Origin of the sequence: Streptomyces lavendulae subsp. lavendulae, from assembly GCF_002803845.1 — a bacterium.
In the GTDB taxonomy this organism is placed as follows: Bacteria; Actinomycetota; Actinomycetes; order Streptomycetales; family Streptomycetaceae; genus Streptomyces; species Streptomyces lavendulae.
In genome coordinates, this window is the sequence record NZ_CP024985.1 from 2,487,757 (window position 1) to 2,513,411 (window position 25,655).

Here is a 25,655-nt window from a genome sequence, read left to right on the forward strand (position 1 = left end):
GGTGTGGTCTGGGCGGACCGCGCTCGGATCGGCTCAGTCGGTGGGCGGGCCCAGCAGGACGGCCGCCACGCGGCCTTCCTCCACCGAGGTGACCAGTACGGGTGCCCGCAGCGGCCCGTTCCCGTCGGCGCCGAGCGCGGCCGCCGTCTGGAAGGCGGAGGCGGCGCTGCCGCCGTGGCCCATGCGGTGCCGCAGGGCGATCCGCCGGCGGGGTGCGCCGGCCTCGGCCCCGGGACGTGCGAACACCTCGGCCAGCGCCGCCGCTTCCTCCTCGGCCAGCGGTCCGGCGGGTTCCGAGCAGACCGTGAGGACGATGTCCGCCGCGTCGGTCCCGGTGTCCCCCAGCAGGTCGGTGACGCAGCGCAGGAGAGCCCCCGCCGCGCTCCCCCCGCGCTGCCGGTGGTACGCCCTGAAGCGGGAACCCCGCAGCACGGCCAGGGGGGTACGGCCTCGGGCGGCGGCCCCCTCAGCGGTCTCCATCAGGAACAGGGCCCCGCCCTCGGCGAGCGGCGGGGCCTGGCCGGGGCCCCCGTGCAGGGCGTCCTCCAGCAGGACGCGATCCTCGCTGTACTCCTCCCCGGCCCCGGCGAGCAGCACCTCGGCCCGGCCCTGGCCCAGCAGTCTGGCCGCCTGGGCCAGCGCGAGGAGGCCACCCGCGTCCCCTCCGGTGAGGGTGGTGTTGGGGCCCTTGAGCCCGTACCAGATCGCGCTCCGGCTGGACGCGCAGTTGGCCGCGGTGGACGGGAACCGGGCCGGGTCCACGTGGAAGGGCTTCGCCTCGGCGTAGGAGGCCGTGGTGAAGTCCAGGCCCGACTTGGCGCTGCCCGAGGTGGCGAACACCATGCCGGTGTCCTCCGGTTCAGTGCCGGTCGAGCCGCCCAGCTCGTCGAGCAGCAGTCCGCTGAGCAGCAGGGTGAGGCGGGTGAGCCGGTCCAGGGAGCGCACCCCTCGGGTACCGGCGTACTCCATCCGTACGCCCGGCACGATGCCCGCGCGTACGGGTGTCCCGGGCCAGTGATGGCTGTCGACGAGGGTGACCGCCTCCCAGCCGGTGTCCAGGCCTTCGCGGAAGGCGGCGGCTCCCTCCCCCCAAGGCGAGAGCGCCGACCACGCGGTGATCACCGGTCGCCCGGCGGTGATGGGCCTCATGTCCCCTCCTGTGGCGTGGCCGCCGGTACTGGCAGGTCGAAACGTGCCAGGACCAGTACGGCGTTGTTGCCCCCGAACGCCATGCCGTTGTTCTGGGTGATCACCGGCTCGGCGGCGACCGCGACGTTGGGCACGCAGTCGACGGCACAGTCCGGGTCGGTCTCCCGGTGGTTGGCGGTCGGCGGCAGGAACCGCTGGTTCATGGCCAGGACGCAGGCGATGGCCCCCAGTGCGCTGGCGGCCCCCATGCTGTGTCCGAGCATGGACTTGATCGCACTGGTGGGCGGCAGCTCCGCGCCGAACACATCGCGCAGGGCGGCCGTCTCGACCTTGTCGTTGGCCTTCGTCCCGGTGCCGTGGGCGCAGATGTAGTCGATCTGCGCGCCCGTCACCCGGGCGTCACGGTGAGCGGCCGCCACCGCACGGGCCACGCCGTCCCGCTCCGGCGCCACCGGATGGGACGCGTCGCAGCTGAGTCCGTAGCCGAGCACTTCGGCGTGGATCCGGGCGCCGCGCGCCAGTGCCGACTCCAGGGTTTCGAGGACGAGCATTCCGGCGCCCTCGCCGACCAGCATGCCGGCGCGGCCGGTGTCGAAGGGCCTGCACAGGTCCGGCGCCATGGCGCCGAGCCGGTAGAACCCCGCGAACGTCTTGCGCGTGAGCGCGTCCGCGCCACCGCACAGGGCCAGGTCGTACTCTCCCGAGCGCAGGGCGTCGACGCCCTGTCCCACCGCGTAGTTCCCGGCGGCACAGGCGACGGGCACCGTGACCGACTCGACGTCTTCCAGGTCGAGTTCGTCGACGACCGCGTCCGAGAGGCGCTGCGCCCCCGTCTTGGCGGCGATCTGCGGGTCCGGCCTGATCTCCCCCGTGGTGAAGCGGAGTTCGGCGAGCCGGTCGAGATCGCGGGTGCCGCCGTCGGTGGTACCGACGGAGACGAGCATCCGTCGTGCGCGCAGTTGCCCGTCCTCCAGGCCGGCGTCCTGAATCGCCTGCCGGGAGGCCGCCACCGTGAACTGCGCGGCCCTTCCGTAATCCTGCGGGTCAGCTCTGCGGAACCAGTCCGCCGCTTCGAAGTCACCGACTTCGCCCGCGTTGCCGTGGGCGAAGCCGGTGGGGTCGAATGCCTTGAGGGGGCCGATGCCACTGCGCCCCGCGCGCAGTGAATCGGCGAAGTCGGGGATTCCTGTTCCGAGGCTCGTGACCGCGCCCATCCCAGTGACCACGACCCGCCGGTCGTCCGCCCGCTGGCCGACCGTCACTTCGCTTCGGACTCCGCGACGACGGCGTAGACGCCGTCCAGGTTGACCATGCCTTCGATCGGCGCCTCGGCGAGATCGATGCCCAGGGTCCGTTCCAGGCCGGCGAGCATCTCGATGGTGCGAAGCGAGTCCGCGTCGAGCTCCTCGATGAAGAGGGTGGAGTCGAGGACCTCGGCGGGGTCCACCTCCAGCACCTCGCAGACGATCTCCTTGACCTGAGCCTTTCTCTCCGGGCTCAGCTCCACGCCGGATCTGGTCGCGCTCATGTCTGCCTCCAGGTTTCCTGAGATCGAGCTCGGGATGAGCTCATGGAGACAGTGTGGGATCCGGAGCTATGACTGGCCTATAAATGGCTGAGAACCACCTTGCATTCAGGCCAAGTTAGATAAATGCACCATACAATCGAAAGAGAGCGGCGACCCTTTCGGCAGGGTCGCCGCTCTTCGTCGTCCTTCCCGTGGCCGGCGTACGCCGACCACGGCTCATTCCGTCGCCGTGAGCCTCACCGCGGGAGTGCGCAGCGCCACGAAGGCGGGCACGACCGTGGCCAGCAGGGCCACGACGGCACAGGCGGCCGCGGTCGCGGCGAACGGCAGCGTCGGCACGGTGACCTCCGTGCTCACCACCAGCCGGCTCAGTCCCGCCCACAGGCCGGCGAGGTTGAGTGCCACCACGCCGGCGGCCATCAGCACACCGGTGCCGACAACCAGCAGGCTCTCCCCGGCCACCATCCGCAGCAGCTGCCGCGGGGTGGCGCCGCCCAAGCGGAGCACGGCCAGTTCGCGGGCCCGTTGACCGGTCGACATGACGAGGGTGTTGGCGACCGCCACCCCGGTGTAGAGCATCGCGATCCCTCCGACGATCAGCAGGGCGAGCCGGGTCTGCTCGTTGATGGTGTCGTCGACCGCCGCGGTGAACTTCGCGATGGGGAGGGTACGTGCCGCGGTGCCCCGGGTGGCCTCGGTCAGGGCCCGTTCGACGGCGCCCCGGTCGGCGCCCTCCGCGACCTTGGCGAAGACCGCGTCGGGCATGCCGCGGCCGGCGTACTTCGGCGTGAGGACCGCACCGCCCGCGCCGGAGCTGGCCTTCATGACGGCGGCGACCTTCAGCTTGGTCTCGGTCCCGTCGGCGAGCCACACCGTGACCCGTTCACCGGCCCGCCGGTTCCAGGTCTCATCGACCACGATGGAGTCGTCGTCCAGCTTCGTCGGGTCGCCCTCCACCACCGGGAGGGTCAGCAGGCCGCCGATCGCCTTGGGATCGACGCTCAGCGCGGTGTAGGGCAGCATCGGCGCCCCGGCGGGAAACACCAGCAGGTTCGGGCCCGGGATGGTGTAGATGCCGGTGCGCACTGTGGCCGCCGTCTCCAGGCCGGGTACCGCCTTCACCTTGTCCAGCACGTCCTGGCCGAGGCCCGGGGCGTGGTCGGGGGCGACGACGTAGTCACTGGTGCGGACCCGTTCGTACGCCTCGCTCTGCGCCACGCCGCTGAGGGTGCCGGAGGTGCTCCACAGCGCGGAGAAGAGGCCGACGGTGATCAGGACGGGTGCGGCCGTGGCCGCGGTGCGGCGCAGCGCGGTCACGGTGTTGGCGTGGACCAGCAGCGGGACGGCCCCCCGCAGCAGGGCGAACGGAGCCGTGGCGATCCGGGCGAGGACGGGGATGACCACCGGGCACAGCAGCGCGCCCGCCAGGATCAGCGCGGGGGCCGCCATGGGGGTGATGTCGCCCCAGTAGGCGGGCGGCAGCAGCGGGGTGGACACGAGCAACAGACCGCCGACGGCGAGGGCGGCGATCCCGAGGATCCAGCGCAGCACGTTCATGGCACGCTTCTCGACGACGGATTCGCGCAGGGCCTCCAAGGGGCGGATCCGCCCGGCCCGAACGACGGCCACTCCGGAGCCGAGGACGGCGAGGACCACGCCGATGACGAAGGCGAGGAACAGCACCAGGAGGCTGCTCCAGCCCAGTTCCACCTCGAACCACTCGGGGGCCAGACCCCAGGCAGTGATCCGCCCGGCCAACAGCGGGCCGCCGACGAGGCCGAGGAGGCTCCCGGTACCGGCGGCCAGGACACCGACGAGGACGGCCTCGGCGAGGACGAGCTTGCCTACCTGCACGGGGGTGGCCCCGTTGGCGCGGAGCACGGCGAGTTCCCGGCGGCGCTGGGCCACGGAGAAGGCGAAGGTGGTGCCGACGACGAACACGGCGACGAAGGACGCGACGCCGGTCGCCATGCCGAGCATGGTGGTGACGCCGATCAGCGCGACCTGGTCGGCGTGGGCCCGCGGGTCGGCCTGCGCCCGGTCGTCGCCGCCGAGCACCTGGCCGCGGCCCTTCAGGGCGGTGCGGACGCGGTCCTCCTCCCCGTAGCTGACGAGGGCGTCGACACGGGGGGAGAGTGCGGCGGCCTGCTGGTCGGAGAAGAACAGCGCGGACTCGAATGAGACGTCGTCGGTGACGCCGGAGACGGTGAAGGGACGCGGGCCGGCCTGGGTCAGCACGGTCACCCGCTGCCCGGTCCGCACGCCGGCGGAGCGGGGCACGGCCACCTGGTCGTCCGCTGCGGGCGCGGCGCCCTCGGCGAGGCGGTAGCCGCCGTACTCGGCGGAGGACCAGGGGTGACCGATCTGCTCGGCGGGCCCCCGTCCGCCGTCGGGTCCGCCCGCGAGCTGGGCGTAGAAGGTGCGATCGGGCACGACGCGGCCGACGGCGGAGAGATCGGCGACCACGTCGGACGGCAGGCCCCGGGGCTGCACCAGCGGCTCGCGCTGGGTGCCTCCCCAAGGGTCCGCCATGCTCAGGTCGGGCTCGGCCCGGACGATGAGCGGCGCCTGGGCGAGCCGGCCGGGGCCGTGCTGCGAGGAGGTGACACTCGCCGCGAGCACGACCCCCATCGTGGACAGCAGCGCCGCTCCGAGCATCAGCGCTATGAAGGTCCCGGTGAAGGCGGACCATCGGCTCCGCAGTGTGTACCAGGCGATGTTCAGCATGAAGAGGATTCTCCAGATTGTTCCGGGCGAGGACTACCGCCGTCAGCCGGCTACGAGGACCTTGACGTCTCCGGCGAACGTGTGGGCGACGATCCTGCGCGAGGCGGTGGAGCTCGACTTCACCTCGACCTTCTCCGAGCCCAGCGAGGTGTTGGCCGAGACGTTGTAGCTGTCGTCCGGGACCCGCACCGTCACGTTGCCGCCCTTGGCCTCGACGTTGACGTCGTCCGGGGGCTTGACCCAATTGACGTCGATGGTGCCGCCGCTGGAGACCGCCTTGAGCTTCGAGGCCGCCAGCCCCTTGGCCTTGACCTCACCGCCGCCCGAGCTGACGTCCACGGCCCCCGTGACCCCGGTGAGCCCGACGGTCCCCCCGCCGCTGCGCACCGTGACGGCCACGCCGCTGGGCACCTCCACCTTGTAGTCGACCGAGCAGTCGGCGTCCGAAATGCCGTCGCGGCAGTCGCTGCCCACCTTCAGCGTGAGCTTACCGTCCGTCACATAGTGTTCGGTCTTGGGCTTCTTGCCCGAGGCGTACTTGGCGTCCTCGGTCACCTTCACCGTCTCGCCGTCGCCTTGGACGACCTGGACGTTGCCGCCACCGGAGTCGACAGACACGCTGGTGGCCTTCTCGCTGACGTCGAAGGTCTTGGATTCGGACTCGTCGTACTGCTCGCAGGCGGTGAGGAGGGGAACCAGGACACCGAGGGTGACGACCCCCGCGACCAGGGACATGCGCATACGGATCTTCATTGACCGGAACTCTCCATGTGTGGGGTCGGATGGTCCTGCCATCCGCTGATCATGGGGGTGGCGCGCCTCACGCTGCCGAACGCACCACGTCGAGTGGCAGGAAGTCGTCCACCTTTGTCCCGATCGAGAACTCCTCGGCCTGCTGCTTGACCCACTGGGCGAGCGCGAGGTCGAGGATGCCGAGACCGAACGGCGAGAAAACGGCGACACGGTGGGGATCACGCCGGAAGGAGTCGGGGGCGCGCAGCATCCCGCCGATCGTCGCGTCGACGAACTCACGTCCCCCCGTGGCCTGCTCGGCGAGGTGCAGCGAGGTCCGCTCGCGGCAGACGTGGTCCGCGTCGTCGACGACGTTCTGGGCGCCGAGGATCGACTCGACGGTGAGGTCGCGCAGCGAGACGTGCAGCACGGTGGTGCCGGGTCCGGCCGCGCCGAGGTCCAGGTGGGGGGTGCCGGCGGTGGTGGCGAGGGAGACCAGGCGGTGTGCGGCGACGGCCTCGCCGGCGCTCGCGGCGTAGTGCACTGCGGCACCAGGGATGATCTTGCGGACCTTGGATCCGAAGGCGTGGGCGCGCTCGGTGTCCAGGTCGAAGAGGGTGACCTCCAGCAGCGAGGGCAGCTGCGCCTTGGCGAAGCGCAGCACCTCCAGGTTGATGGGACCGAGGCCGATCAGGGAGATGCCGGAGGGCTCGCGCTCGGTGGAGAGCAGCCCGGCGGCCACCGCGGCGGAGGCGGCGGTCCGCTTCGCGGAGACGAGGGAAGCCTCGATGAAGGCCTCGGGGGTGCCGTCCGCCATGGAGTTGAGCACGATGCTGGCGCTGGCCCGCTCCTTGCCCTGGGCCACGTTGCCGGGGAAGCTGGCGATCCACTTCATCCCGGATACGGGCTCCTGCCCACCCAGGTGGGCGGGCAGGCCGATGATGCGGTTGCGGTCGTCGCCGGGGAAGCGCAGGAAGACGGAGTGCGGCAGCGCCGAACGGCCCTCGTCGTGCAGCCGGTAGGCGTCCGCGACGAGCGAGATGATCTCCCGCTCACGCCCCTTGAGGATGTCACGCACCTCGCGGTGGCCGATGATCAGCACAGCACTGTCTCCTTCTTCGTGTTCTTCACGGTGTCGTCGAGCAGCGGACCCCACGGGCCGGCGTGCCGGGGTGCGCCGGGGCCGCGCTCCGGCTCCTTCCAGAGGTGGAAGATCTCGCCGAAGTTGGCGCGCACCCAGGTGTCGTCGTAGATGGTGTCGAGGTACCTGTCGCCGCCATCGGGCAGCACGAGCACCACGTTGGAACCCGGCCGGATCGTCGGTGCCAGCCGCTCCAGGGCGGAGACGACGGCGCCCGAGGAGCCGCCGGCCAGGATGGCTTCGCGGCGCACGAGCCTGCGGCACCCCACCACGCACTCCATGTCCGTGACGTGCAGGACGTCGTCGGCGTCGGAGCGGTCAAGCAGCGGGGGGACCACGGAGGCCCCGTGACCGGGGATCAGCCGGGAGCAGGAGACGGGCGATTCGAAGAGCCGACTGCCGACCGCGTCCACGGCGTGGACGGTGGTGCGCAGGCCGGCCGTGCGGATGTACTCGGCGCAGCCGCTGAGCGTTCCGGTGGTACCCACCGTGAGGATCAGGTGGTCGACCTCGCCGTTCAGCGCGTCCGCGATCTCCCGCATGGTCGTCTCGTGGGCGCGGGTGTTGAGCGGATTGGAGTACTGGTCGGGGCAGTAGGCGTACGGGATGCGCTCCAGCAGCTCCGCGACCCGTCGCAGCCGTTGCGGCAGCAGCTCTCCGGTCTTCGGGTCGGGCTGCGTCACCACCTCGACCTCGGCTCCGTAGGCGCGCAGGATGGCGATGTTCTGCTCGGTGGTGCGGGCGTCGACGACGCAGATCAGCCGCAAACCGAAGTACCCGCAGATCTGGGCGAGCCCGATGGCGAGGTTCCCCGAGCTCGACTCGACGACCGTGGACCGGCCCGGCACCAGCTCGCCCGAACGGATCCGGCCGAGCACCATGCCGAGCGCCGAGCGGTCCTTGATGCTGCCACCGGGGTTGAAGCGTTCGGCCTTCGCGTAGACGCGCGAGGTGAACCCTGGAACGAGACGCTCCAGCTCAATCAGCGGAGTGCCGCCCACGGTCGAGAGGATGCCCTTCACCCCCGGGGCGGGGTGCTGGCGCTCGACTGCTGCGGCTTTCCCTTCGTCGTACGGCATGTGATGGAGCCATCCTCTGCTGCGGGGTCCGGGAGGTCGGCTGACTCGGCCCGTCGCTGAACGGATCTTCAGCCCGTACAGGTTCGCCGGGGGGGCTATATCCCCTCCATACGGCCCGGCCCCCCTGCGGATAGAGGCGTCATAGCCGCACTGACGAGGGTGGCGTCCATCGGTTGCTCCGCTGCCCGCCGTGGGCACGCACGGAGCCCACACCCGTCCACCTTCCCGCTCTCACCCGAAGAAATGAGCCGTACATGACCGGCACCGACAACCGCATCCAGAAAGTCGTCATCCTCGGTGGAGGCACGGCAGGCTGGATGACGGCCGCCTACCTCGGCAAGGCACTGCAGAACACCGTGGAGATCACGGTTCTGGAGGCGCCGACCATCCCCCGCATCGGCGTGGGCGAGGCAACCGTACCCAATCTCCAGCGCGTGCTTTTCGACTACCTCGGGATCAACGAGGACGAGTGGATGCGCGAATGCAACGCCAGCTTCAAGATGGCGGTCCGCTTCGTCAACTGGCGCACCGGCGGCCAGGGCGAGGCCGAGGCCCGTGAGCTGGAGGAGGGCGGCCCGGACCACTTCTACCACCCGTTCGGCCTGCTCCCCGACTACGACCAGACGCCGCTCTCCCACTACTGGTACAAGCGCAAGTTCGAGGGCGAGACGAACGAGCCGTTCGACTACGCCTGCTTCCGCGAACCCCCGGTCATGGACGCCAAGCTGGCCCCGCGCTGGATGGACGGCCGCCCCGCCACCCGCTACGCCTGGCACTTCGACGCCGCGCTCGTCGCCAAGTTCCTGCGCAGATTCGCCACCGAGAAGCAGGGCGTCCTGCACGTCGAGGACGAGATGACGCGCGTGGAGCAGGACGAGCGCGGCTTCGTCACCGCCCTGCACACCAAGTCCGGCCGGGTCCTCGACGCCGACCTGTTCATCGACTGCTCCGGTTTCCGCGGCCTGCTGATCAACGAGGCCATGGCGGAGCCCTTCATCGACATGAGCGACCACCTGCTGTGCGACTCGGCCGTCGCCACGGCGGTGCCGCACGACGACGAGGCCAACGGCGTCGAGCCGTACACCTCCGCCATCGCGATGTCCTCCGGCTGGGCCTGGAAGATCCCCATGCTGGGCCGCTTCGGCAGCGGTTACGTGTACTCCAGCAAGTTCGCCTCCCAGGACGAGGCCACCAAGGAGTTCAGCGAGCTCTGGGGCCTGGACCAGGAGAACACGAAGTTCAACCACATCCGCTTCCGGGTCGGCCGCAACCGCCGCGCCTGGGTCAAGAACGTGGTCAGCATCGGCCTGTCCTCCTGCTTCCTGGAGCCGCTGGAGTCGACCGGCATCTACTTCATCACCGCGGCCATCTACCAGCTCGCGAAGCACTTCCCGAACAAGGACTTCAACGAGTCGCTCATCGGCGCGTTCAACAACGAGATCGAGCTGATGTTCGATGACACGCGCGACTTCATCCAGGCACACTTCTACTACGCGCCGCGCAACGACACGCCGTTCTGGCGCGCCAACAAGGAGCTGACGCTCCCCGACAACATCCAGAAGAAGATCGCCGCCTACCGCGCCGGTCTGCCGATCAACTCGCCGGTGACCGACGAGTCCACGTACTACGGCAACTTCGAGGCCGAGTTCCGCAACTTCTGGACCAACGGCAGCTACTACTGCATCTTCGCCGGCCTCGGCCTGGTCCCGGACGAGCCGCTGCCCGCGCTCGCCTACAAGCCGGAGTCCGTCGCCGGGGCCCAGCCGCTCTTCCAGACGGTCAAGCGCCAGCAGCAGGACCTGCTCGACACCCTGCCCAGCACCTACGACTACCTGCGCCAGCTGCACGGCGCCTCCTGAATCCGGCACAGCCCGTCGAAACCCGTCCTCCAGCGGCCCGTACGCCCCGCACGGCGCACGGGCCGCTGGCTCCCTTCCGGAGTGACCCCCACGGAGTCAGCCATGCCGAGACCGGTATCCGCACCGACCGAAGAAGCCGACATACGCCCCCTGATGGCCTCGTTCCCCTCCGGGGTGTCCGTGGTCACCGCCCTCGACGCACACGGCACCCCGCGCGGTATGACATGCAGCTCGCTGGCGAGCGTCGCGCTCTCTCCCCCCACGCTCGTGGTCTGCCTGCGCAACGGCAGCCCGACCCTCGACGCCGCCGTGAACAGCGGCCGGTTCGCCCTCAACCTGCTCCATGAGGAAGCCCGTTCCGTCTCGGACCTGTTCGCCTCCGCGGTGCCCGACCGCTTCGCGCGGGCCGACTGGCGACTGCCGCTCGGCGCCGGCGGGCCGCACCTGACCGAAGCCGCACACGCCACCGCCGACTGCGCCGTGGCCCGCACGGTCGTCATCGGTGACCACACCGCCGTCTTCGGCGAGGTACTGCGGGTCACGGTTGCTGAATCCGCCCCCGATCCCCTGCTCTACGGCAGGCGCCAGTACGGCAGCTGGTCGGCGGCTGCGGCCCGGGTACCCGGCGCGTCGCCGGTACCGGCGGCGGCGTCCGATGGAGTCGGCCATGGCCGCGGCTGACCCGTTGCCCCTGCTGCTGGTGGCGCTGCCCGCAGTGATCCTCGCCTGCCGGGCGGGCGGCGCCCTCGTTCAGCGGATCGGCCAGCCGCCGGTGGTGGGCGAGATGTGCGTCGGCATCATGCTGGGCCCCTCGCTCCTGGGTTGGCTGTGGCCATCGGCTCAGCACTGGCTGCTGCCGCCCGCGGTCCTGCCCTTCACCGGTGTCCTCGGCCAACTCGGCCTGCTCGTCTTCATGTTCCTGATCGGCCTGGAACTGGACCTGCCGTCCCTGCGCGGCAACCGCCGCGGAGCACTCGCCGTCAGCCAGGCCTCCATCGCCCTGCCGCTGCTGCTCGGGTCGGCACTGGCCCTGGTGATGTACGGGCCCCTGGCACCTGAGGGGGTCGGGCGGCTCCCCTTCGTCCTCTTCATCGCCGTGGCCATGAGCATCACCGCCTTCCCGGTGCTCGCCCGCATCCTCGGCGAGCGGGGTCTGTACGCCACGCCCACGGGCGCGCTGGCCCTGGCCTGCGCCGCCATCGACGACGTGACGGCGTGGTGCCTGCTCTCGCTGGTGGTCGCCCTGACGGTGAGCAGCTCCCCGCTGGACGCGGCGGCCACCGCGGCCCTCACGGCGGCCTTCACCGCCGCGATGGTCTGGGTGGTGCGGCCGCTGCTCGCCCGCCTGGCCGCCCGCAGCGCGCGGCCCTCCGGTTCCGGCGAGCACCACGAGAGCACGCTGATCGTGGCCCTGTTCAGCGCCATCTGCCTGGCCGGTCTGGCCACCGACCGGATCGGCGTGCACACCGTTTTCGGGGCGTTCCTGCTCGGCACGGTCATGCCGCGCGGCTCGCTGCCGATCGAGCGCGCCGCCAGCCGGATGCGTTCGGTGGCCGTACCGGTGCTGCTACCGCTCTTCTTCGTCCAGACCGGCCTGCGGACCGATCTGGCGGGCCTGACCGAGGCGTCCCAGTGGCTGTGGGCCGCGGCGGTCCTGGCCGTGGCCGTGCTCGGCAAGTGGGGCGGCGCGACCCTGGCCGCCCGCACGGTGGGCCAGGACTGGCGCTCCTCCCTGACCATCGGCGCGCTGATGAACTGCCGCGGCCTCACCGAACTGATCATCCTGAACATCGGCTACGAGCTCGGGGTCATCGGCCCCCAGCTGTTCACGATCCTTGTCGTGATGGCCCTCGTCACCACCGCGATCACCGGCCCGGCCCTCGGCCTGCTGCACCGTCCGTCGGCCAAGAGCACCCGGCCGACGCCACCGGTCCCGGCCGGTCGGGGAACCGGCCGCCCGAAGAAGCAATTCGAAACCCGCTGAAGGAAAGTCATGCCCCAAAAGCGCGTCCTCGCCCTGTCCCTCTCCCTCGCGGCGGCCGTGGCCGTATCGGGTCTCGGGGCCCCGGCCGCCCACGCCGCCCCGGCGGCCGGCTGCGTCTACAAGCCAACCATCCTGCCCCTCCCGGCCGGCGCCACCGGCGGCAACGCCACCCGCTCCGGCGCCAAGGACGTCTTCGGCGGCACCGTCACCATCGCGGGCGCGGCGGACGCCCATGCCGCGGTGTGGAAGGACGGAACGGTCACCGACCTCGGCACGGTCCCGGGGGCCAACACCGCCCCCAACGTCAACGCCGTGAACAGCAGCGGCGTCGTGGTCGGATCCGCCTTCAACATCACCGGCGGCGACGACGGCTGGCCGAGCGGCTACCTCGTACCGTTCCGCTCCCGTGACGGCAAGCTGGAAGCCCTGCCGCTGCCTGGAGGAGTCTCGGGCCTCGCCCCCACGGCCATCAGCGACGCGGGCGACATCTACGCCAGCACGCGCAGTGAGAACCCGAACCTCGACACCGTCTACGTTTGGCCGGCCGACCGGCCCGGCACCGTGATCAAGGCCCCGGGCTTCCCGGCCGGCAGCAAGGTGAAAGGGGTCGACTCCGACGGCACGGTGGCGGTCACCGTCGAGTCGGACGTCGACGCCACCTGGCGCCCGTACACCGTGAAGAACGGCGTCGCCAAGGCCCTCCCCCTGCCGGTCGGTGCCCCCAACGCACAGGTCACGGGCATCTCCAACGGCCGCGCGGTCGGCATCGGCCTGACCTCGCGCAGCTCGTTCGGCGTCGTGTGGGACCAGGACGGCACCGCAAAGAAGCTCACCGGCAGCATCGAGGCCTACGGCATCAGCCCGACCGGCCTGATCTTCGGCTACGGCAAGAGCAACACCCTCTGGCAGCTCACCACCCCCAAGGGCACCGTCCCCGGCGACGGCTACGTCAACGCCCTCACCCCGGACAACGCCCTCATAGGCCACGCCCCCGTCCCGGGCACCCCGGACAGCATGTACCCGGCCATCTGGCACTGCTCCTGATCCGTCTTCTCCGGCTCGACCCCACCCCGCCCGGGATGCCGTTGGCCAATCCGGACCGGGCGTGACGTCGGCCTTCAAGGCCTGGTTGTGGTCTTGGAGGCCGACGTCGTCGTTCGGGGAGGGTGTCGACGACGTTGCAGCGGGAGCAGCCGGGGGCTACTCCGTGCTGTGCGAGTTCCGTGCCTGGCCGGCCGAGGTCGAGGCGGATGGCCTTCGACCGGGTCCTGGACGCCGCCCGGCAGGCAGGTGTGCCGAAGCCGCCGGGGCGAGCGCGGACGGGCTCCGTGCATGTGCCGGCCGCGATCCGGTCGCTGAACCGGCCGGAGGACTCCCGGCTGATGGGGCACGGCAACGCCCGTACGCACCCGGGGCGAGACCATGCCCTCCGAACACGCCACCCCGTCCCGCATGATGACCGTCGGAATCCGGGCCGCTCAAGCGTCAAGGTGCGTCGGACACCTGCCGGGACACCGCGCCGAACGCACGTAACACCCATCTAGCGCACACTCGGAGAAACGGCAGGTCAGGCGCCCTTTTCGGCAGGCTCCAGGATCGCGACGCACTCCACGTGGTGGGTCATCGGGAAGAGGTCGAAGACACGGAGGGTGCGGACCTTGTAGCCGTTGTCGGCGAAGTACGCCAGGTCGCGGGCCAGGGCCGCCGGGTCGCAGGCGACGTAGGCGACGCGGCGGGCGGAGAGGCCCGCGATGTGGCGGACCGTCTGCTTGCCGGCGCCCGCGCGGGGCGGGTCCAGGACGACCAGGTCGCATTCGGTGATGCCGGTCTTCGGGAGGACGGCTTCGACCTTGCCCTGCTCGATGCGGACCCGGGGGAAGTCCGCCAGGTTGTGGCGGGCGTCCTCGACGGCGCGCTTCGTCGTCTCGATGCCGAGGACGGCCCCGGTGTCGCCCAGGCGCTCCGCCAGGGCGCCCGCGAAGATGCCGACGCCGCAGTACAGGTCGAGGGCCATCTCGCCCTTGCGCGGCATCAGGCCCTGCATGACGGCCTTGATCAGGGTGTCGGCGGCCTGCGGGTGGACCTGCCAGAAGCCGCCCATGCCGACGCGGTACGTGCGGCCGTCGGCACGCTCGCGGACGAAGGGGCGGCCGTGGACGCGGTGGACGCCGCCGTCCTTCTCCTCGACCCGCAGGACCGAGACGGGCTTGTCGAGTTCCACGAGGGGCAGGCGGCCGCCGGGGCGCGGGGTCAGGACCACCTGGCGGTCGCCGGAGCCGGAGGCGGCGATGGCCTCGACCGACGCCATCTGGGGCCAGTCCTGCTTCTCGATGCCGAGTTCCGAGACGCCCGGGGCCGCGATCATGCAGTGGTCGATCAGCTCGATGTCGTGCGAGCGGTGCTTGCGCAGGCCCGCGTTGCCGTCCTCGTCGATCGCGAACTGGACGCGGGTGCGCCACTGCGGGACCTGCCCGGCCGGGAGCTTGTCGCCCTCGGCGGGCATGACGGTGCCGTCCCAGCCGGCCTCCTCCGGGGTGAGCCCGGCGAGCCGCTTCAACTGCTCGGCGACGACCTCGCCCTTGAGCCGGCGCTGGGCGCCCGGCTTGGCGTGCTGCCAGTCGCAGCCGCCGCACTTGCCGGGGCCGGCGTACGGGCAGGGGGCCGGCACGCGGTCCTTCGAGGCGTCCAGGACCGTGATCGCGTCGGCGCGCAGGAAGCGGGAGTCGCTCTCGCCCTCCGTGACGCGGGCGACGACCTTCTCGCCGGGCAGGGCGTGGCGGACGAACAGGACCCGGCCGTCGGCGGTGCGGGCGATGCAGTGGCCTCCGTGCGCGACGGGGCCGATCTCGACCTCGTACTCCTCCCCGACCAGTGACTGCTTCTCGTTCTGCTCGGTCATGGTGGGGAGACTCCAAAACATAAATGGGAACGGCCGGACGACCGACCCACCAGTTTACGTGGATCTCGTCCGGCCGTTCACCAACCCCTGCGGCAACCCTTGCGGCGCTACTTGCCCGCCGGATCCCTGGGCCGCGGCCGCGGGCTGTCGACGGGGCCGCGGCGGACGGCGCCCGGGGCGTTCCAGTCCTGGCGCTTCTTGGCCCGCCGCTTGGCGAGCTCCGAGGACTCCAGCTGGTAGGGCACCGAGGTGACCATCACACCGGGGGTGAAGAGCAGGCGGCCCTTGAGGCGCAGCGCGCTCTGGTTGTGCAGCAGGTGCTCGTACCAGCGGCCGACGACGTACTCGGGGATGTAGACGCTGACGGCGTCGCGCGGGTTCTCGCTGCGCAGCCCCTTGACGTACTCGACGACCGGCCGGGTGATCTCGCGGTACGGGGAGTCGAGGATCTTCAGCGGGACGTTGATCCCCCGCCGCTCCCACTCGGCCTTCAGCGCCTTGGTCTCGTCCGCGTCGACGCTGATGCTGAGCGCCTCCAGGGTGTCCGAGCGGGTCAGCTTGGCGAACGCGAGGGCGCGCAGGGTCGGCTTGTGGACCTTGGAGACCAGGACGATCGAGTGGACCCGGGAGGGGCGCACGCTGTCGTCGCTGGGGCCCTCCGCGGCGGCGATCTCGTTGGCGACCCGGTCGTAGTGCTTGCGGATCGCGGTCATGGTTCCGTAGAAGATCACCATGCCGAGCAGGGCGACCCAGGCGCCGTGGGTGAACTTCGTGGCCAGGACGACGACCAGCACCATGCCCGTGAAGAAGGCGCCGAAGGTGTTGATGGCCCGGGAGCGCTGCATCCGGCGGCGGGCGGCCTGGTCGCGCTCGCTGCGCAGGTGGCGGTTCCAGTGCCGGACCATGCCGATCTGGCTCAGCGTGAAGGAGACGAAGACGCCCACGATGTAGAGCTGGATCAGCTTGGTGGAGTCGGCGTCGTAGATCCACACCAGCAGCATGGCGGCGCCCGCGAGCAGCACGATGCCGTTGGAGAAGGCGAGCCGGTCGCCGCGGGTGTGCAGCTGGCGGGGCAGGTAGCGGTCCTGGGCGAGGATCGAGCCGAGCAGCGGGAAGCCGTTGTAGGCGGTGTTCGCGGCCAGGAACAGGACGAGCGCGGTGGCGGTCGCCAGCAGGATGAACAGGAAGCTGCCGTTGCCGAAGACGGCCTCGGCGACCTGGGAGATCACCGGGTGCTGGACGAAGTCGGGTCCGACGGGGACGCCGTTGTCGAGCAGGTTGGTGGCGGGCGACTCGGCCATCCGCACGTTGGTGGACATGGCCAGGCCGATGATCCCGCAGAACATGGTGACGGCCAGGATGCCCATGAGCGCGAGGGTGGTCGCGGCGTTCTTGCTCTTGGGCTTGCGGAAGGCGGGCACGCCGTTGCTGATCGCCTCGACGCCGGTCAGGGCGGCACAGCCGGAGGAGAAGGCCCGTAGCAGCAGGAAGACCAGGGCGAAGCCGGCCAGCCCCTGGTGTTCGGCCTTGATCTCCAGCCCGGCGGTGGGTGCCTCCATGGTGTCGCCCATCACGAGGCCGCGCCAGGCGCCCCACGCGATCATCACGAACACGGCCCCGACGAACACGTACGTCGGAATGGCGAAGAGTTTCCCGGATTCCTTGACCCCGCGCAGATTCATCAGCGTGAGGAGCAGAATCATGATCATCGCCGAGAGCACCTTGTGCTCGATGACGAAATCGACGGCGGAGCCGAGATTTTCGACACCGGAGGAGATCGACACGGCCACGGTGAGCACGTAGTCGACGAGCAGGGCGCTCGCCACGGTGAGACCGGCCCGGGGTCCGAGGTTGGTGTTGGCGACCTCGTAGTCGCCGCCGCCGCTCGGGTACGCGTGGACGTTCTGCCGGTAGGAGGCGACCACCGTGAACATCAGCACGACGACCGCGACCGCGATCCAGGGGCTGAAGTGGTACGCCGACACACCCGCGATCGACAGGACCAGCAGTACCTCGCCGGGGGCGTAGGCCACCGAGGAGAGCGGGTCGGATGCGAACACAGGAAGGGCGATCCGCTTGGGGAGGAGGGTTTCCCCGAGGCGGTCGCTGCGTAGCGCCCGGCCAATCAGGATCCGTTTGGGCACGTCGGTCAGTTTGGACACGCAGAGGATCGTAAGCGTTCGAAATCCGGCTGACGAACCCCCCGCCCCCTTATCCGCGGCCACGGGCCCCAATGCGGCACCCCCGCGAACCCCAAAAGGCCGCACTGGTGACCGCCCGTGTGTAGCTTGGGCCATGGTCTGAGACCCTGTTTAGCCAGAGCATGCAATGAGGCTGGAAACCAGCGAGCCGCTGTCAGCCGGAAGGACGGCCGTGCACATCGTCATTATGGGCTGCGGAAGAGTGGGCTCCGCCCTCGCGCAGACCCTGGAACAGCAGGGGCATACGGTCGCGGTCGTCGACCAGGACCCCACCGCATTCCGCCGGCTCGGGGCTTCCTTCGGCGGCCGCCGGGTCACCGGGGTCGGCTTCGACCAGGACACCCTGCGGGAGGCCGGGATCGAGGACGCGGGCGCCTTCGCCGCGGTCAGCAGTGGTGACAATTCCAACATCATCGCCGCCCGCGTGGCCCGGGAGATGTTCGGCGTCGAGAACGTCGCCGCCCGCATCTACGACCCCAAGCGCGCGGAGGTCTACCAGCGCCTCGGCATCCCCACCGTCGCGACCGTGCGGTGGACCGCCGACCAGATGCTGCGCCGTCTGCTGCCCTCGGGCGCCGAGCCGCTGTGGCGCGACCCCAGCGGCGGTGTGCAGCTCGCGGAGGTGCACACCTCGGACGCCTGGATCGGGCACAAGGTGAGCCGGCTCCAGGAGGAGACGGGCGTGCGTGTCGCGTTCCTCACCCGCCTGGGCGAGGCGATGCTGCCGACTTCGCAGACCGTGCTGCAGGAGGGCGACCTCGTCCACGTGATGATGCGTACGGACGAGATCGACAAGGTTGAGGCGGCCTTCGCCGAGGGCCCCGAGGAGGCACACGCATGAGGGTCGCGATCGCCGGAGCCGGCGCCGTGGGCCGCTCCATCGCGGGCGAGCTGCTGGAGAACGGCCACGAGGTGCTCCTCGTGGACAAGGCGCCGACCGCCATCTCGGTGGAGCGGGTCCCCCAGGCCGAGTGGCTGCTGGCCGACGCCTGCGAGATCACCTCGCTGGACGAGGCCGCGCTGCAGCGCTGCAACGTGGTCATCGCCGCCACCGGTGACGACAAGGTCAACCTGGTCGTCTCCCTCCTCGCCAAGACCGAGTACGGGGTCCCCCGGGTCGTGGCGCGGGTGAACAACCCGAAGAACGAGTGGCTCTTCAACGAGTCCTGGGGCGTCGACGTCGCGGTGTCCACCCCGCGCTTGATGTCGGCCCTCGTCGAGGAGGCCGTCAGCGTCGGCGACCTGGTGCGGCTGCTGCGCTTCAGCCACGGCGACGCCAACCTCGTCGAGCTGACCCTGCCGGCCGACTCCTCGGTCGCGGGCACCCAGATCAGCGAGATCTCCTGGCCGGAGGACACCTCGCTCGTCACGATCATCCGGGGCAACCGGGTGCTCACGCCGCACGGCGAGGAGACCCTGGAGCCCGGCGACGAGCTCCTCTTCGTGGCCGCGCAGGCCCGCGAGGAGCAGCTGGAGGAACTCCTCCAGGCCCGTCACTGAGGCACCCGTAGGGGCACCGGCACCCGCAGCCGGTACGACGAAAGGGGCGGGGCGACCGAATGGTCGCCCCGCCCCTTCGTGCCGTGCCGGCCGGTGTGTCAGACGCCCCGCTCGCGCGCGGCGGCCTTGGCCGCCTTCTCCGCGGCCTCCTCGGCCTCGTACTCGGCGATGACGTCGATCGGCGGCGGCGCCTTCGCGAGGAAGACCCAGGTGAAGTACACGGCCAGCACCATCGGCGGCAGCTTCAGCGCGATCAGCACCCAGCCCAGCTGCGTCGCGTCACCCCACCAGTACAGCGGGAAGAGGATCGCGTACTTGGCGAGGAAGATGATGCCCCAGGCCAGGCTGGCCTTGGTGTAGGCCTTCTTGCGCCCCGGGTTGCGGGTGCGCCAGGAGAGGTTCTCCTTGAAGACCGGTCCGAGGATCACGCCCAGCAGGGGGAAGCCCACGAGCGCCGACAGCGTGAACGCCACGCCCAGGCCGGCACCGTAGATCATGCCGGGCAGGTAGAAGCCCTTGGCGCTGCCCGTGAAGAGGGCGAAGGCCACGCCCACGCCCACGCCGAACACACCGCTGAAGGCGTGTTTGACGGTGTCCTTGCGCAGCAGCCGGACGATCACCAGCAGGACGGCGACCGCGCCCGCCGCGATGGCCGAGGACCTCACGTCCTTGTTGATCGTGTAGATCATCACGAAGAGCAGGCCGGGGAGCATCGTCTCCACGGTGCCCCGGATGCCGCCGAACGCGTCGAAGAGGGCCGCCTGCGTCACGGCCTTCTGGTCGGCCGCGGGGTCCTGCGGGTTCGGCGGGGGGGACGAGCGGTCGAATGACGTCACCGGTCAGTGCTCCTGTCCGAGCGGTCGGAGTTCGTACTTCGGGTTGAAGAGGACCCGGCGCCCATGACTCATCGAGATCCGTCCGGAGGCGATCATGCGCCGCCCGGGTTCGATTCCCACGATCGAGCGACGTCCGAGCCACACCACGTCCAGCGGGGCCGAGCCGTCGAAGAGCTCCGCCTCCAGGGCGGGGACGCCCGCCCGGGGACGCAGGGTGACCGTACGCAGGGTTCCGGTCACCTTGACTATCTGGCGGTCGTGGCAGTCGCAGATCCGCGTGCACCCCGCGGCTTCTGCGTCCTCCTGCAGCTCCGCCGAATGCAGCTCCTCCTGGGAGGTGGACAGCCGTTCGATCATCCGGCGGAACCGGCCCGCCGGCCGGGCCGGCTTCGCGGGCTTCTCGGGACGCGGTTCAGCACTCATACCGGAAGCCTACCGGCGCCCCCGCTACCTCTCGAAGCGGTATCCCATGCCCGGTTCGGTGATGAAGTGGCGCGGGTGCGAGGGGTCGGCCTCCAGCTTGCGGCGCAGTTGGGCCATGTACACCCGCAGGTAGTTGGTCTCCGTCCCGTACGAGGGGCCCCAGACCTCCTGGAGCAGCTGCTTCTGGCTGACGAGCTTCCCGCCGTTGCGGACCAGCACCTCCAGCAGGTGCCACTCGGTGGGGGTCAGGCGTACGTCGCGTCCCTCGCGCACCGCCTTCTTGGCGGCGAGGTCCACCGTGAACCCCTCGGTCTCCACCACCACCTCGTCCTCGCCCGCCCCCGCCGTCGGCTCGGCCCGGCGGACGGCCGCGCGCAGGCGGGCCAGCAGCTCGTCCATGCCGAAGGGCTTGGTGACGTAGTCGTCGGCGCCCGCGTCGAGGGCCTCGACCTTCTCGTCGGAGCTGTGCCGGGCGGAGAGCACCAGGATCGGCACCCGGGTCCAGCCCCGCAGCCCCTTGATCACCTCGACCCCGTCCATGTCGGGCAGGCCGAGGTCGAGGACGACCACGTCGGGGTGGCGGGCCGCGGCGAGCTCCAGGGCCTGGGCCCCATCGGCCGCGGCGTCGACCTCGTACCGGCGCGCCTTCAGGTTGATCACGAGGGCTCGGACGATCTGCGGCTCGTCGTCCACCACGAGCACCCGGGTCATTGGGGTCCTGCTTTCTGTCGTTCGGAGTGGTCCCCGGCTCCCGTCGGATCCGGGGCCGCTGTCTGTCCTGTTCCCGCCGCGGACGCCGCCCCCACGGCCGCATCCCGGTCCGGGGGCGGTCCGCCCGGGGGCCGCGCGGCGCCCTGCGGGCCTCCCCCGCGGTCGACGCCGCCCGGGCCCGGCCCGGTTCCGGCGGCCTCCCGCGGCGGCCCGTCCCCGGCCGGGGCGTCCCGGCCGGCCGCGCGCAGCGTGAGCACCATCGTCAGTCCGCCGCCGGGGGTGTCCTCGGCGGTGAGGGTGCCGTCCATCGCCTCGGCGAAGCCCCGGGCCACGGCCAGACCGAGGCCCACGCCGGCGCCGCGCGGGGCGTCCCCGTACCGCTGGAAGGGGGCGAAGATCCTGTCCTTGGCCGCGTCCGGCACCCCGGGCCCGCGGTCGACGACCCGGACCTCGACCCGGTCGCCGAGGAAGCTGGCCGCGACGAGCACGGGCTGTCCGCGGGGGCTGTACTTGACGGCGTTCTCCACGACGTTGGCCACGCTCCGCTCCAGCAGCCCCGGGTCCACGGCCACCATCGGCAGGGATTCCGGCACGTCCAGCAGCACGCTGTCCTCCGGTACGCCGCCGAGCGCCATCGGGACCACCTCGTCGAGGTCGATCTCCCGGATCAGCGGGGTCACGGTGCCGGTCTGGAGGCGGGACATGTCCAGCAGGTTGCCCACGAGGTGGTCCAGCCGGTCGGCGCCGTCCTCGATCCCTTCGAGCAGCTCGGCCCGGTCCTCCTCGGACCACTCCACGTCGTCCGAGCGCAAGGACGACACCGACGCCTTGATGGAGGCCAGGGGCGTACGCAGGTCGTGGCTGACGGCGGCCAGCAGGGCCGTCCTGATCCGGTTGCCCTCGGCCAGCCGTCGGGCCTCCTCGGCCTCCCCGACGAGCCGCTGGCGGTCCAGCACCACGGCGGCCTGGGCGGCGAACGCCCCGAGCACCCGGCGGTCCTCGGCCGGCAGCACCCGGCCGGACAGGGCCAGCGCCATGTGGTCGCCGATCGGCATGTCCACGTCGGCGTCCTCGGGCCGGGCGGCCGGGCTCGGGCCGACGCTCCCGGCGCGGGTCCAGGGCTCGACGTCCCCGGCCCGCTCCAGCAGGGCCACGGACTCCATCGCGAAGGTCTCGCGCACCCGTTCCAGCAGCGCGTCCAGGGCGGTCTCGCCGCGCAGCACGCTCCCGGCGAGGAAGGAGAGGATCTCGGACTCCGCGCGCAGCCGGGCGGCCTGGTGCGTGCGCCGGGCCGCCAGGTCCACCACGGAGGCGACCGAGACCGCGACCCCGAAGAACACGGCGATGGCCATGATGTTGCGCGGGTCGGAGACCGTGAACCGGTGTAGCGGAGGGGCGAAGTAGTAGTTGAGCAGCAGCGAGCCGAAGGCGGCCGAGGCCAGGGCCGGCCAGAGCCCGCCCACCAGCGCGGCCGCCACCGTCAGGGCCAGGAAGAGGAGCATCTCGTTGGCCAGGCCCGGGTTCGCGGTGATGTGCGTGAGCAGGACGCACAGCAGCGCCGGGAGGACCACCCCGACCAGCCAGCCGGCCACGATCCTGGGCCGTCCGAGCCGGGTGGTGGAGCGGGGCCCCGGCAGCCCGCGGCCCTTGGCCACCTCCTCGTGGGTGACGATGTGCACGTCGAGGTCGGGACCCGAGTCGCGGGCCACGGTGGCGCCCACGCCCGGCCCGAGCACGTATTGCCAGGCCTTGCGGCGGCTGGAGCCCAGGACGACCTGGGTGGCGTTGACCCCGCGGGCGAATTCCAGGAGGGATTCGGGGATGTTGTCGCCGATCACATGGTGAAACGTTCCGCCAAGGTCTTCGACCAGGGTCCGCTGGACCGCGAGCTCCTTCGGCGAGGCCGAGGTGAGCCCGTCGCTGCGGGCGATGTAGACGGCGAGGACCTCGCTCCCGGAGGCCTTGGCGGCCATCCTGGAGGCCCGCCGGATCAGCGTGCGCCCCTCCGGCCCGCCGGTGAGCCCGACGACGATCCGCTCACGGGCCTGCCAGGTCGAGCGGATGCCGTGCTCGCCCCGGTACTCCTGAAGGTAGTCGTCCACCCGGTCGGCCACCCACAGCAGGGCCAGCTCGCGCAGCGCGGTGAGGTTCCCGGGCCGGAAGTAGTTCGACAGGGCCGCGTCGACCTTGTCGGGCCGGTAGATGTTGCCGTGGGCCATCCGGCGGCGCAGGGCCTGCGGGGACATGTCGACGAGCTCGATCTGGTCGGCCCGCCGGACCACCTCGTCCGGGACGGTCTCGCGCTGGCGCACCCCGGTGATCGACTCGACCACGTCGCCGAGCGACTCCAGGTGCTGGATGTTGACGGTGGACACGACGTCGATCCCGGCCCGGAGCAGTTCCTCCACGTCCTGCCAGCGCTTGGCGTTGCGCGAGCCGGGGACGTTGGTGTGGGCGAGCTCGTCCACCAGCGCCACGGCCGGCCGCCGCGCCAGCACCGCGTCCACGTCCATCTCGGTGAAGGACGCGCCGCGGTACGCGAGCTCCTGGCGCGGCACCTGTTCGAGTCCGTGCAGCATCACCTCGGTGCGGGCCCGCCCGTGGTGCTCGACGAAACCGACGACACAGTCGCCGCCCCGCTCCACCCGGCGGTGGCCCTCCGAGAGCATGGCGTACGTCTTGCCCACACCGGGTGCCGCGCCGAGATAGATCCTTAGCCTGCCGCGTCCCATGCGCTCATTCTCCGGGACATCTCCGCAGTTCACGCACCGATCGCCGGCCCCGGACCCATCCCTGACGCATCCCTGACGCGCCGGTGGGCCCGGCGCGTCAGGGACGCGCAGGCCGGTGGGACCGGCGCGCGGAGCACGAAGGCCGGTGGGCCCCGCACTGCGGAGTGCGGGGCCCACCGGCCACGTGCGGTACCCCGATGGACCTCACGGTCCTCCGGGATACCGGGAGGTCAGCGGACCTCGGTGATCTCCGGGCCGCGCTCCAGCTGGCCCATGCCGCCGGAGAAGCGGGAGCCCTCCTGGTCCTCGGCCGTCTGCACGCCGTCCGGCACCATCTGGGCGTCGTTCGGCAGCTTCAGGACGATGGGGTCGCGCGGGGCCATCGGGCCCTCGCCGCGCAGGACGACGGTCTCCCGGAAGATGTTCTCCAGCACGCCCGCCGACTCGGGGCGCACCGCGCCCTGGCCGGAGATGACACCGCGCAGGAACCAGCGGGGGCCGTCGACGCCGACGAAGCGCACCAGCTGGGCGCCCGTCTGGCCGTCGGGCAGCGGAACGGGGACCTGCGCGCGCAGCTCCCAGCCCAGCGGGCCCTCGACCTCGTCGATGATGCCGCCCTGCTGGGTGATCCCCGAGGCGATCTCCTCGCGGACCTCCCCCCAGATGCCCTCCTTCTTGGGCGCGGCGAAAGCCTGAAGCTGCACCGCGCTGTCGCCGAGGACCACGGTCGCGGCCACGATCGCGTCCCCGGCGACCTCGACGCGCAGTTCCATGCCCTCGACACCGGGTACGAGGATGCCGCCCAGGTCGACGCGGCCGTCGGCCGGGTTCCCGGGCACCTCGGAAACGTCCCACGGGCCGTCGGGACGCGGAGCCGGAGGCAGGTTCAGCCTGCGCGGCTTGGTGGAGTCGAGTCCGTCGGCCGGCTCATCGGCGCGCACGCCGTCGACCTGCTCGGCCGCGCCGCCGTCCTTGACGGAGTCGTTCTTCTTGCGACGTCCGAACACGTCACTGTCCTTCCCGGTCGGTTACGACCGAAGCGTAGCCATTCCCACCCTGCTGACCAGCGCCGGATCCGGCCACGGCCGCATGACCGCCGGTGGAGCCGAACCCCCCGTCGGCCCGGGCCGAGCCGGGAAGCTCCTCCACCTCGTGGAAGCGCACCTTCTCGACCCGCTGGACAACCAGCTGGGCAATGCGGTCGAAACGCTCGAACCTGACGCTCTCGCGAGGGTCGAGATTGACCACGATCACCTTGATTTCCCCACGGTACCCGGCATCCACCGTCCCCGGGGCATTCACGAGCGCGAGCCCGCAGCGGGCGGCCAGGCCCGAGCGCGGGTGCACGAAGGCGGCGTACCCGTCGGGCAGCGCGATGGAGACGCCGGTGGGCAGGACGGCCCGCTCCCCGGGTTCCAGCTCGGCGGCGACGGTGGTCACCAGGTCGCAGCCGGCGTCGCCGGGGTGACCGTAGGACGGGAGGGGCACCTCGGGGTCGACGCGGCGGATCAGCACGTCGACGGGAGCATGGTTGTTCTGGGACATCAGGGGTTCACCTCGAAGGCGCGGGTGCGCCTGACCTGGTCCGGGTCGGCCATCGCCGCCCGGATCTCCTCGGGCCGACCGTTGTCGATGAAGTGGTCGACCTTCACCTCGATGAAGAGCGCGTCCGCGCGGACGGCGACCGGGCCGTCCGGGCCGCCTATCCGGCCCACCGCCGTGGAGTAGATCTTCCGTCCCGCGACGGCGGTGACCTCGGCCTCCAGGTACAGCACGGTGTCCACGGGCACGGGCCGCACGAAGTCCGTCTCCAGCCGGCCGGTCACCGCGATCACGCGCAGCAGCCAGTTCAGCGAGCCGAGCGTCTCGTCGAGAGCCGTGGCCAGGACCCCGCCGTGGGCGAGTCCGGGCGCGCCCTGGTGAGCGGGCCTGACGGTGAACTCGGCGGTGATGCGCACGCCCTCGCCCGCGCGGGCCTCCAGATGGAGCCCGTGCGGCTGTCCCCCGCCACACCCGAAACAGTGTTCGTAGTGCGCGCCGAGGAGCTCGCCGGGGGCCGGGGCGTCGGGATGCCGGACCGGCGCGGCGGCATCGGCCGGGGGCGTCAACGCTGTGTTTCGTCCACTCACAGCCGCTGACCTTACCCGCGCGGCT

General features: G+C 71.2%; 22 protein-coding genes. 6 read left to right on the forward strand and 16 right to left on the reverse strand.

All coding sequences use genetic code 11. The features are described 5' to 3' along the window. Nucleotides 1-33: 33 nt before the first annotated feature. From SLAV_RS10280 to sbnA, 7 genes are all read right to left on the reverse strand, one after another. Nucleotides 34-1,149 carry a beta-ketoacyl synthase N-terminal-like domain-containing protein gene (locus SLAV_RS10280; protein ID WP_030235102.1) on the reverse strand — a complete coding sequence of 372 codons (1,116 nt, stop codon included), beginning with the start codon at nt 1,147-1,149 and terminating at the stop codon, nt 34-36. Then, nucleotides 1,146-2,411 (reverse strand): beta-ketoacyl-[acyl-carrier-protein] synthase family protein, encoded by a 1,266-nt coding sequence (locus SLAV_RS10285; RefSeq protein WP_030235105.1) that lies wholly within the window; start codon nt 2,409-2,411, stop codon nt 1,146-1,148. Before SLAV_RS10285 ends, SLAV_RS10280 begins: the two co-directional genes overlap by 4 nt. Then, on the reverse strand, nt 2,408-2,677 hold the full coding sequence (locus SLAV_RS10290; protein ID WP_051841204.1) for an acyl carrier protein: 270 nt from the start codon (nt 2,675-2,677) through the stop codon (nt 2,408-2,410). The genes SLAV_RS10285 and SLAV_RS10290 overlap by 4 nt, the downstream gene beginning before the upstream one ends. Before the next feature lie 216 nt (nt 2,678-2,893). Continuing rightward, nucleotides 2,894-5,404, reverse strand: a complete 2,511-nt coding sequence (locus tag SLAV_RS10295; RefSeq protein ID WP_030235120.1) for an ABC transporter permease — start codon at nt 5,402-5,404, stop codon at nt 2,894-2,896. Between the two features lie 42 nt (nt 5,405-5,446). Then, the gene (locus SLAV_RS10300; RefSeq protein WP_158740771.1) at nt 5,447-6,157 is read right to left on the reverse strand and encodes a DUF4097 family beta strand repeat-containing protein; all 711 of its coding nucleotides are present in this window, start codon (nt 6,155-6,157) and stop codon (nt 5,447-5,449) included. 67 nt (nt 6,158-6,224) lie between these two features. Next, nucleotides 6,225-7,238 carry a 2,3-diaminopropionate biosynthesis protein SbnB gene (sbnB, locus tag SLAV_RS10305; RefSeq protein WP_030235125.1) on the reverse strand — a complete coding sequence of 338 codons (1,014 nt, stop codon included), beginning with the start codon at nt 7,236-7,238 and terminating at the stop codon, nt 6,225-6,227. Continuing rightward, on the reverse strand, nt 7,232-8,356 hold the full coding sequence (gene sbnA, locus SLAV_RS10310; protein WP_078950494.1) for a 2,3-diaminopropionate biosynthesis protein SbnA: 1,125 nt from the start codon (nt 8,354-8,356) through the stop codon (nt 7,232-7,234). Before sbnA ends, sbnB begins: the two co-directional genes overlap by 7 nt. A 254-nt stretch (nt 8,357-8,610) precedes the next feature. Between sbnA and SLAV_RS10315 the strand changes: the two genes are divergently transcribed. The 4 genes from SLAV_RS10315 to SLAV_RS10330 all read left to right on the forward strand — a co-directional run bounded on the left by SLAV_RS10315 (nt 8,611) and on the right by SLAV_RS10330 (nt 13,243). Then, nucleotides 8,611-10,215 (forward strand): tryptophan halogenase family protein, encoded by a 1,605-nt coding sequence (locus SLAV_RS10315; RefSeq protein ID WP_030235131.1) that lies wholly within the window; start codon nt 8,611-8,613, stop codon nt 10,213-10,215. Between the two features lie 102 nt (nt 10,216-10,317). Continuing rightward, the gene (locus SLAV_RS10320; RefSeq protein WP_051841205.1) at nt 10,318-10,896 is read left to right on the forward strand and encodes a flavin reductase family protein; all 579 of its coding nucleotides are present in this window, start codon (nt 10,318-10,320) and stop codon (nt 10,894-10,896) included. Beyond that, a complete protein-coding gene (locus SLAV_RS10325; protein ID WP_051841206.1) occupies nt 10,883-12,199 on the forward strand; it encodes a cation:proton antiporter in 1,317 nt (438 codons plus the stop codon). Before SLAV_RS10320 ends, SLAV_RS10325 begins: the two co-directional genes overlap by 14 nt. A gap of 9 nt (nt 12,200-12,208) precedes the next feature. Next, nucleotides 12,209-13,243, forward strand: coding sequence for a hypothetical protein (locus SLAV_RS10330; protein WP_030235139.1), 1,035 nt, complete (start codon nt 12,209-12,211; stop codon nt 13,241-13,243). A gap of 523 nt (nt 13,244-13,766) precedes the next feature. On the opposite strand, the gene SLAV_RS10335 is transcribed toward SLAV_RS10330, so the two are convergent. Next, nucleotides 13,767-15,098 carry a class I SAM-dependent RNA methyltransferase gene (locus tag SLAV_RS10335; RefSeq protein ID WP_030235142.1) on the reverse strand — a complete coding sequence of 444 codons (1,332 nt, stop codon included), beginning with the start codon at nt 15,096-15,098 and terminating at the stop codon, nt 13,767-13,769. 107 nt (nt 15,099-15,205) lie between these two features. Beyond that, complete coding sequence (locus SLAV_RS10340; RefSeq protein WP_030235145.1) at nt 15,206-17,260, reverse strand: APC family permease; 2,055 nt, start codon at nt 17,258-17,260, stop codon at nt 15,206-15,208. A gap of 211 nt (nt 17,261-17,471) precedes the next feature. Between SLAV_RS10340 and SLAV_RS10345 the strand changes: the two genes are divergently transcribed. Both SLAV_RS10345 and SLAV_RS10350 read left to right on the forward strand, forming a co-directional pair. Beyond that, nucleotides 17,472-18,140 (forward strand): potassium channel family protein, encoded by a 669-nt coding sequence (locus SLAV_RS10345; protein WP_030235148.1) that lies wholly within the window; start codon nt 17,472-17,474, stop codon nt 18,138-18,140. Next, the gene (locus SLAV_RS10350; protein ID WP_030235153.1) at nt 18,137-18,799 is read left to right on the forward strand and encodes a potassium channel family protein; all 663 of its coding nucleotides are present in this window, start codon (nt 18,137-18,139) and stop codon (nt 18,797-18,799) included. Before SLAV_RS10345 ends, SLAV_RS10350 begins: the two co-directional genes overlap by 4 nt. Nucleotides 18,800-18,897: 98 nt before the next feature. Here the strand turns inward: SLAV_RS10350 and SLAV_RS10355 are convergent, their stop codons facing one another. From SLAV_RS10355 to SLAV_RS10385, 7 genes are all read right to left on the reverse strand, one after another. Then, a complete protein-coding gene (locus SLAV_RS10355) occupies nt 18,898-19,635 on the reverse strand; it encodes a DUF3159 domain-containing protein (protein WP_030235156.1) in 738 nt (245 codons plus the stop codon). 3 nt (nt 19,636-19,638) lie between these two features. Beyond that, the gene (locus SLAV_RS10360; RefSeq protein ID WP_078950496.1) at nt 19,639-20,058 is read right to left on the reverse strand and encodes an OB-fold nucleic acid binding domain-containing protein; all 420 of its coding nucleotides are present in this window, start codon (nt 20,056-20,058) and stop codon (nt 19,639-19,641) included. A 24-nt stretch (nt 20,059-20,082) separates the two neighbouring features. After that, nucleotides 20,083-20,769: a response regulator gene (locus SLAV_RS10365; RefSeq protein ID WP_030235163.1), complete on the reverse strand. Its 687-nt coding sequence runs from the start codon at nt 20,767-20,769 to the stop codon at nt 20,083-20,085. Continuing rightward, a complete protein-coding gene (locus SLAV_RS10370) occupies nt 20,766-23,501 on the reverse strand; it encodes a DUF4118 domain-containing protein (RefSeq protein ID WP_078950497.1) in 2,736 nt (911 codons plus the stop codon). The genes SLAV_RS10365 and SLAV_RS10370 overlap by 4 nt, the downstream gene beginning before the upstream one ends. Nucleotides 23,502-23,731: 230 nt before the next feature. Continuing rightward, nucleotides 23,732-24,508: a DUF3710 domain-containing protein gene (locus SLAV_RS10375; RefSeq protein ID WP_030235180.1), complete on the reverse strand. Its 777-nt coding sequence runs from the start codon at nt 24,506-24,508 to the stop codon at nt 23,732-23,734. Nucleotide 24,509: 1 nt separating this feature from the next. Then, complete coding sequence (dut, locus tag SLAV_RS10380; RefSeq protein ID WP_030235184.1) at nt 24,510-25,046, reverse strand: dUTP diphosphatase; 537 nt, start codon at nt 25,044-25,046, stop codon at nt 24,510-24,512. Further along, complete coding sequence (locus SLAV_RS10385) at nt 25,046-25,630, reverse strand: PaaI family thioesterase (RefSeq protein ID WP_030235187.1); 585 nt, start codon at nt 25,628-25,630, stop codon at nt 25,046-25,048. The genes dut and SLAV_RS10385 overlap by 1 nt, the downstream gene beginning before the upstream one ends. Nucleotides 25,631-25,655 lie beyond the last annotated feature (25 nt).

Coding starts and splice junctions, on each gene's coding strand:
- SLAV_RS10280 (WP_030235102.1), bottom strand. CDS start 1,149: ATGAGGCCCATCACCGCCGGGCGACCGGTGATCACCGCGTGGTCGGCG.
- SLAV_RS10290 (WP_051841204.1), bottom strand. CDS start 2,677: ATGAGCGCGACCAGATCCGGCGTGGAGCTGAGCCCGGAGAGAAAGGCT.
- SLAV_RS10295 (WP_030235120.1), bottom strand. CDS start 5,404: ATGCTGAACATCGCCTGGTACACACTGCGGAGCCGATGGTCCGCCTTC.
- SLAV_RS10300 (WP_158740771.1), bottom strand. CDS start 6,157: ATGAAGATCCGTATGCGCATGTCCCTGGTCGCGGGGGTCGTCACCCTC.
- sbnA (WP_078950494.1), bottom strand. CDS start 8,356: ATGCCGTACGACGAAGGGAAAGCCGCAGCAGTCGAGCGCCAGCACCCC.
- SLAV_RS10315 (WP_030235131.1), top strand. CDS start 8,611: ATGACCGGCACCGACAACCGCATCCAGAAAGTCGTCATCCTCGGTGGA.
- SLAV_RS10320 (WP_051841205.1), top strand. CDS start 10,318: ATGCCGAGACCGGTATCCGCACCGACCGAAGAAGCCGACATACGCCCC.
- SLAV_RS10325 (WP_051841206.1), top strand. CDS start 10,883: ATGGCCGCGGCTGACCCGTTGCCCCTGCTGCTGGTGGCGCTGCCCGCA.
- SLAV_RS10330 (WP_030235139.1), top strand. CDS start 12,209: ATGCCCCAAAAGCGCGTCCTCGCCCTGTCCCTCTCCCTCGCGGCGGCC.
- SLAV_RS10335 (WP_030235142.1), bottom strand. CDS start 15,098: ATGACCGAGCAGAACGAGAAGCAGTCACTGGTCGGGGAGGAGTACGAG.
- SLAV_RS10350 (WP_030235153.1), top strand. CDS start 18,137: ATGAGGGTCGCGATCGCCGGAGCCGGCGCCGTGGGCCGCTCCATCGCG.
- SLAV_RS10360 (WP_078950496.1), bottom strand. CDS start 20,058: ATGAGTGCTGAACCGCGTCCCGAGAAGCCCGCGAAGCCGGCCCGGCCG.
- SLAV_RS10365 (WP_030235163.1), bottom strand. CDS start 20,769: ATGACCCGGGTGCTCGTGGTGGACGACGAGCCGCAGATCGTCCGAGCC.
- SLAV_RS10370 (WP_078950497.1), bottom strand. CDS start 23,501: ATGGGACGCGGCAGGCTAAGGATCTATCTCGGCGCGGCACCCGGTGTG.
- dut (WP_030235184.1), bottom strand. CDS start 25,046: ATGTCCCAGAACAACCATGCTCCCGTCGACGTGCTGATCCGCCGCGTC.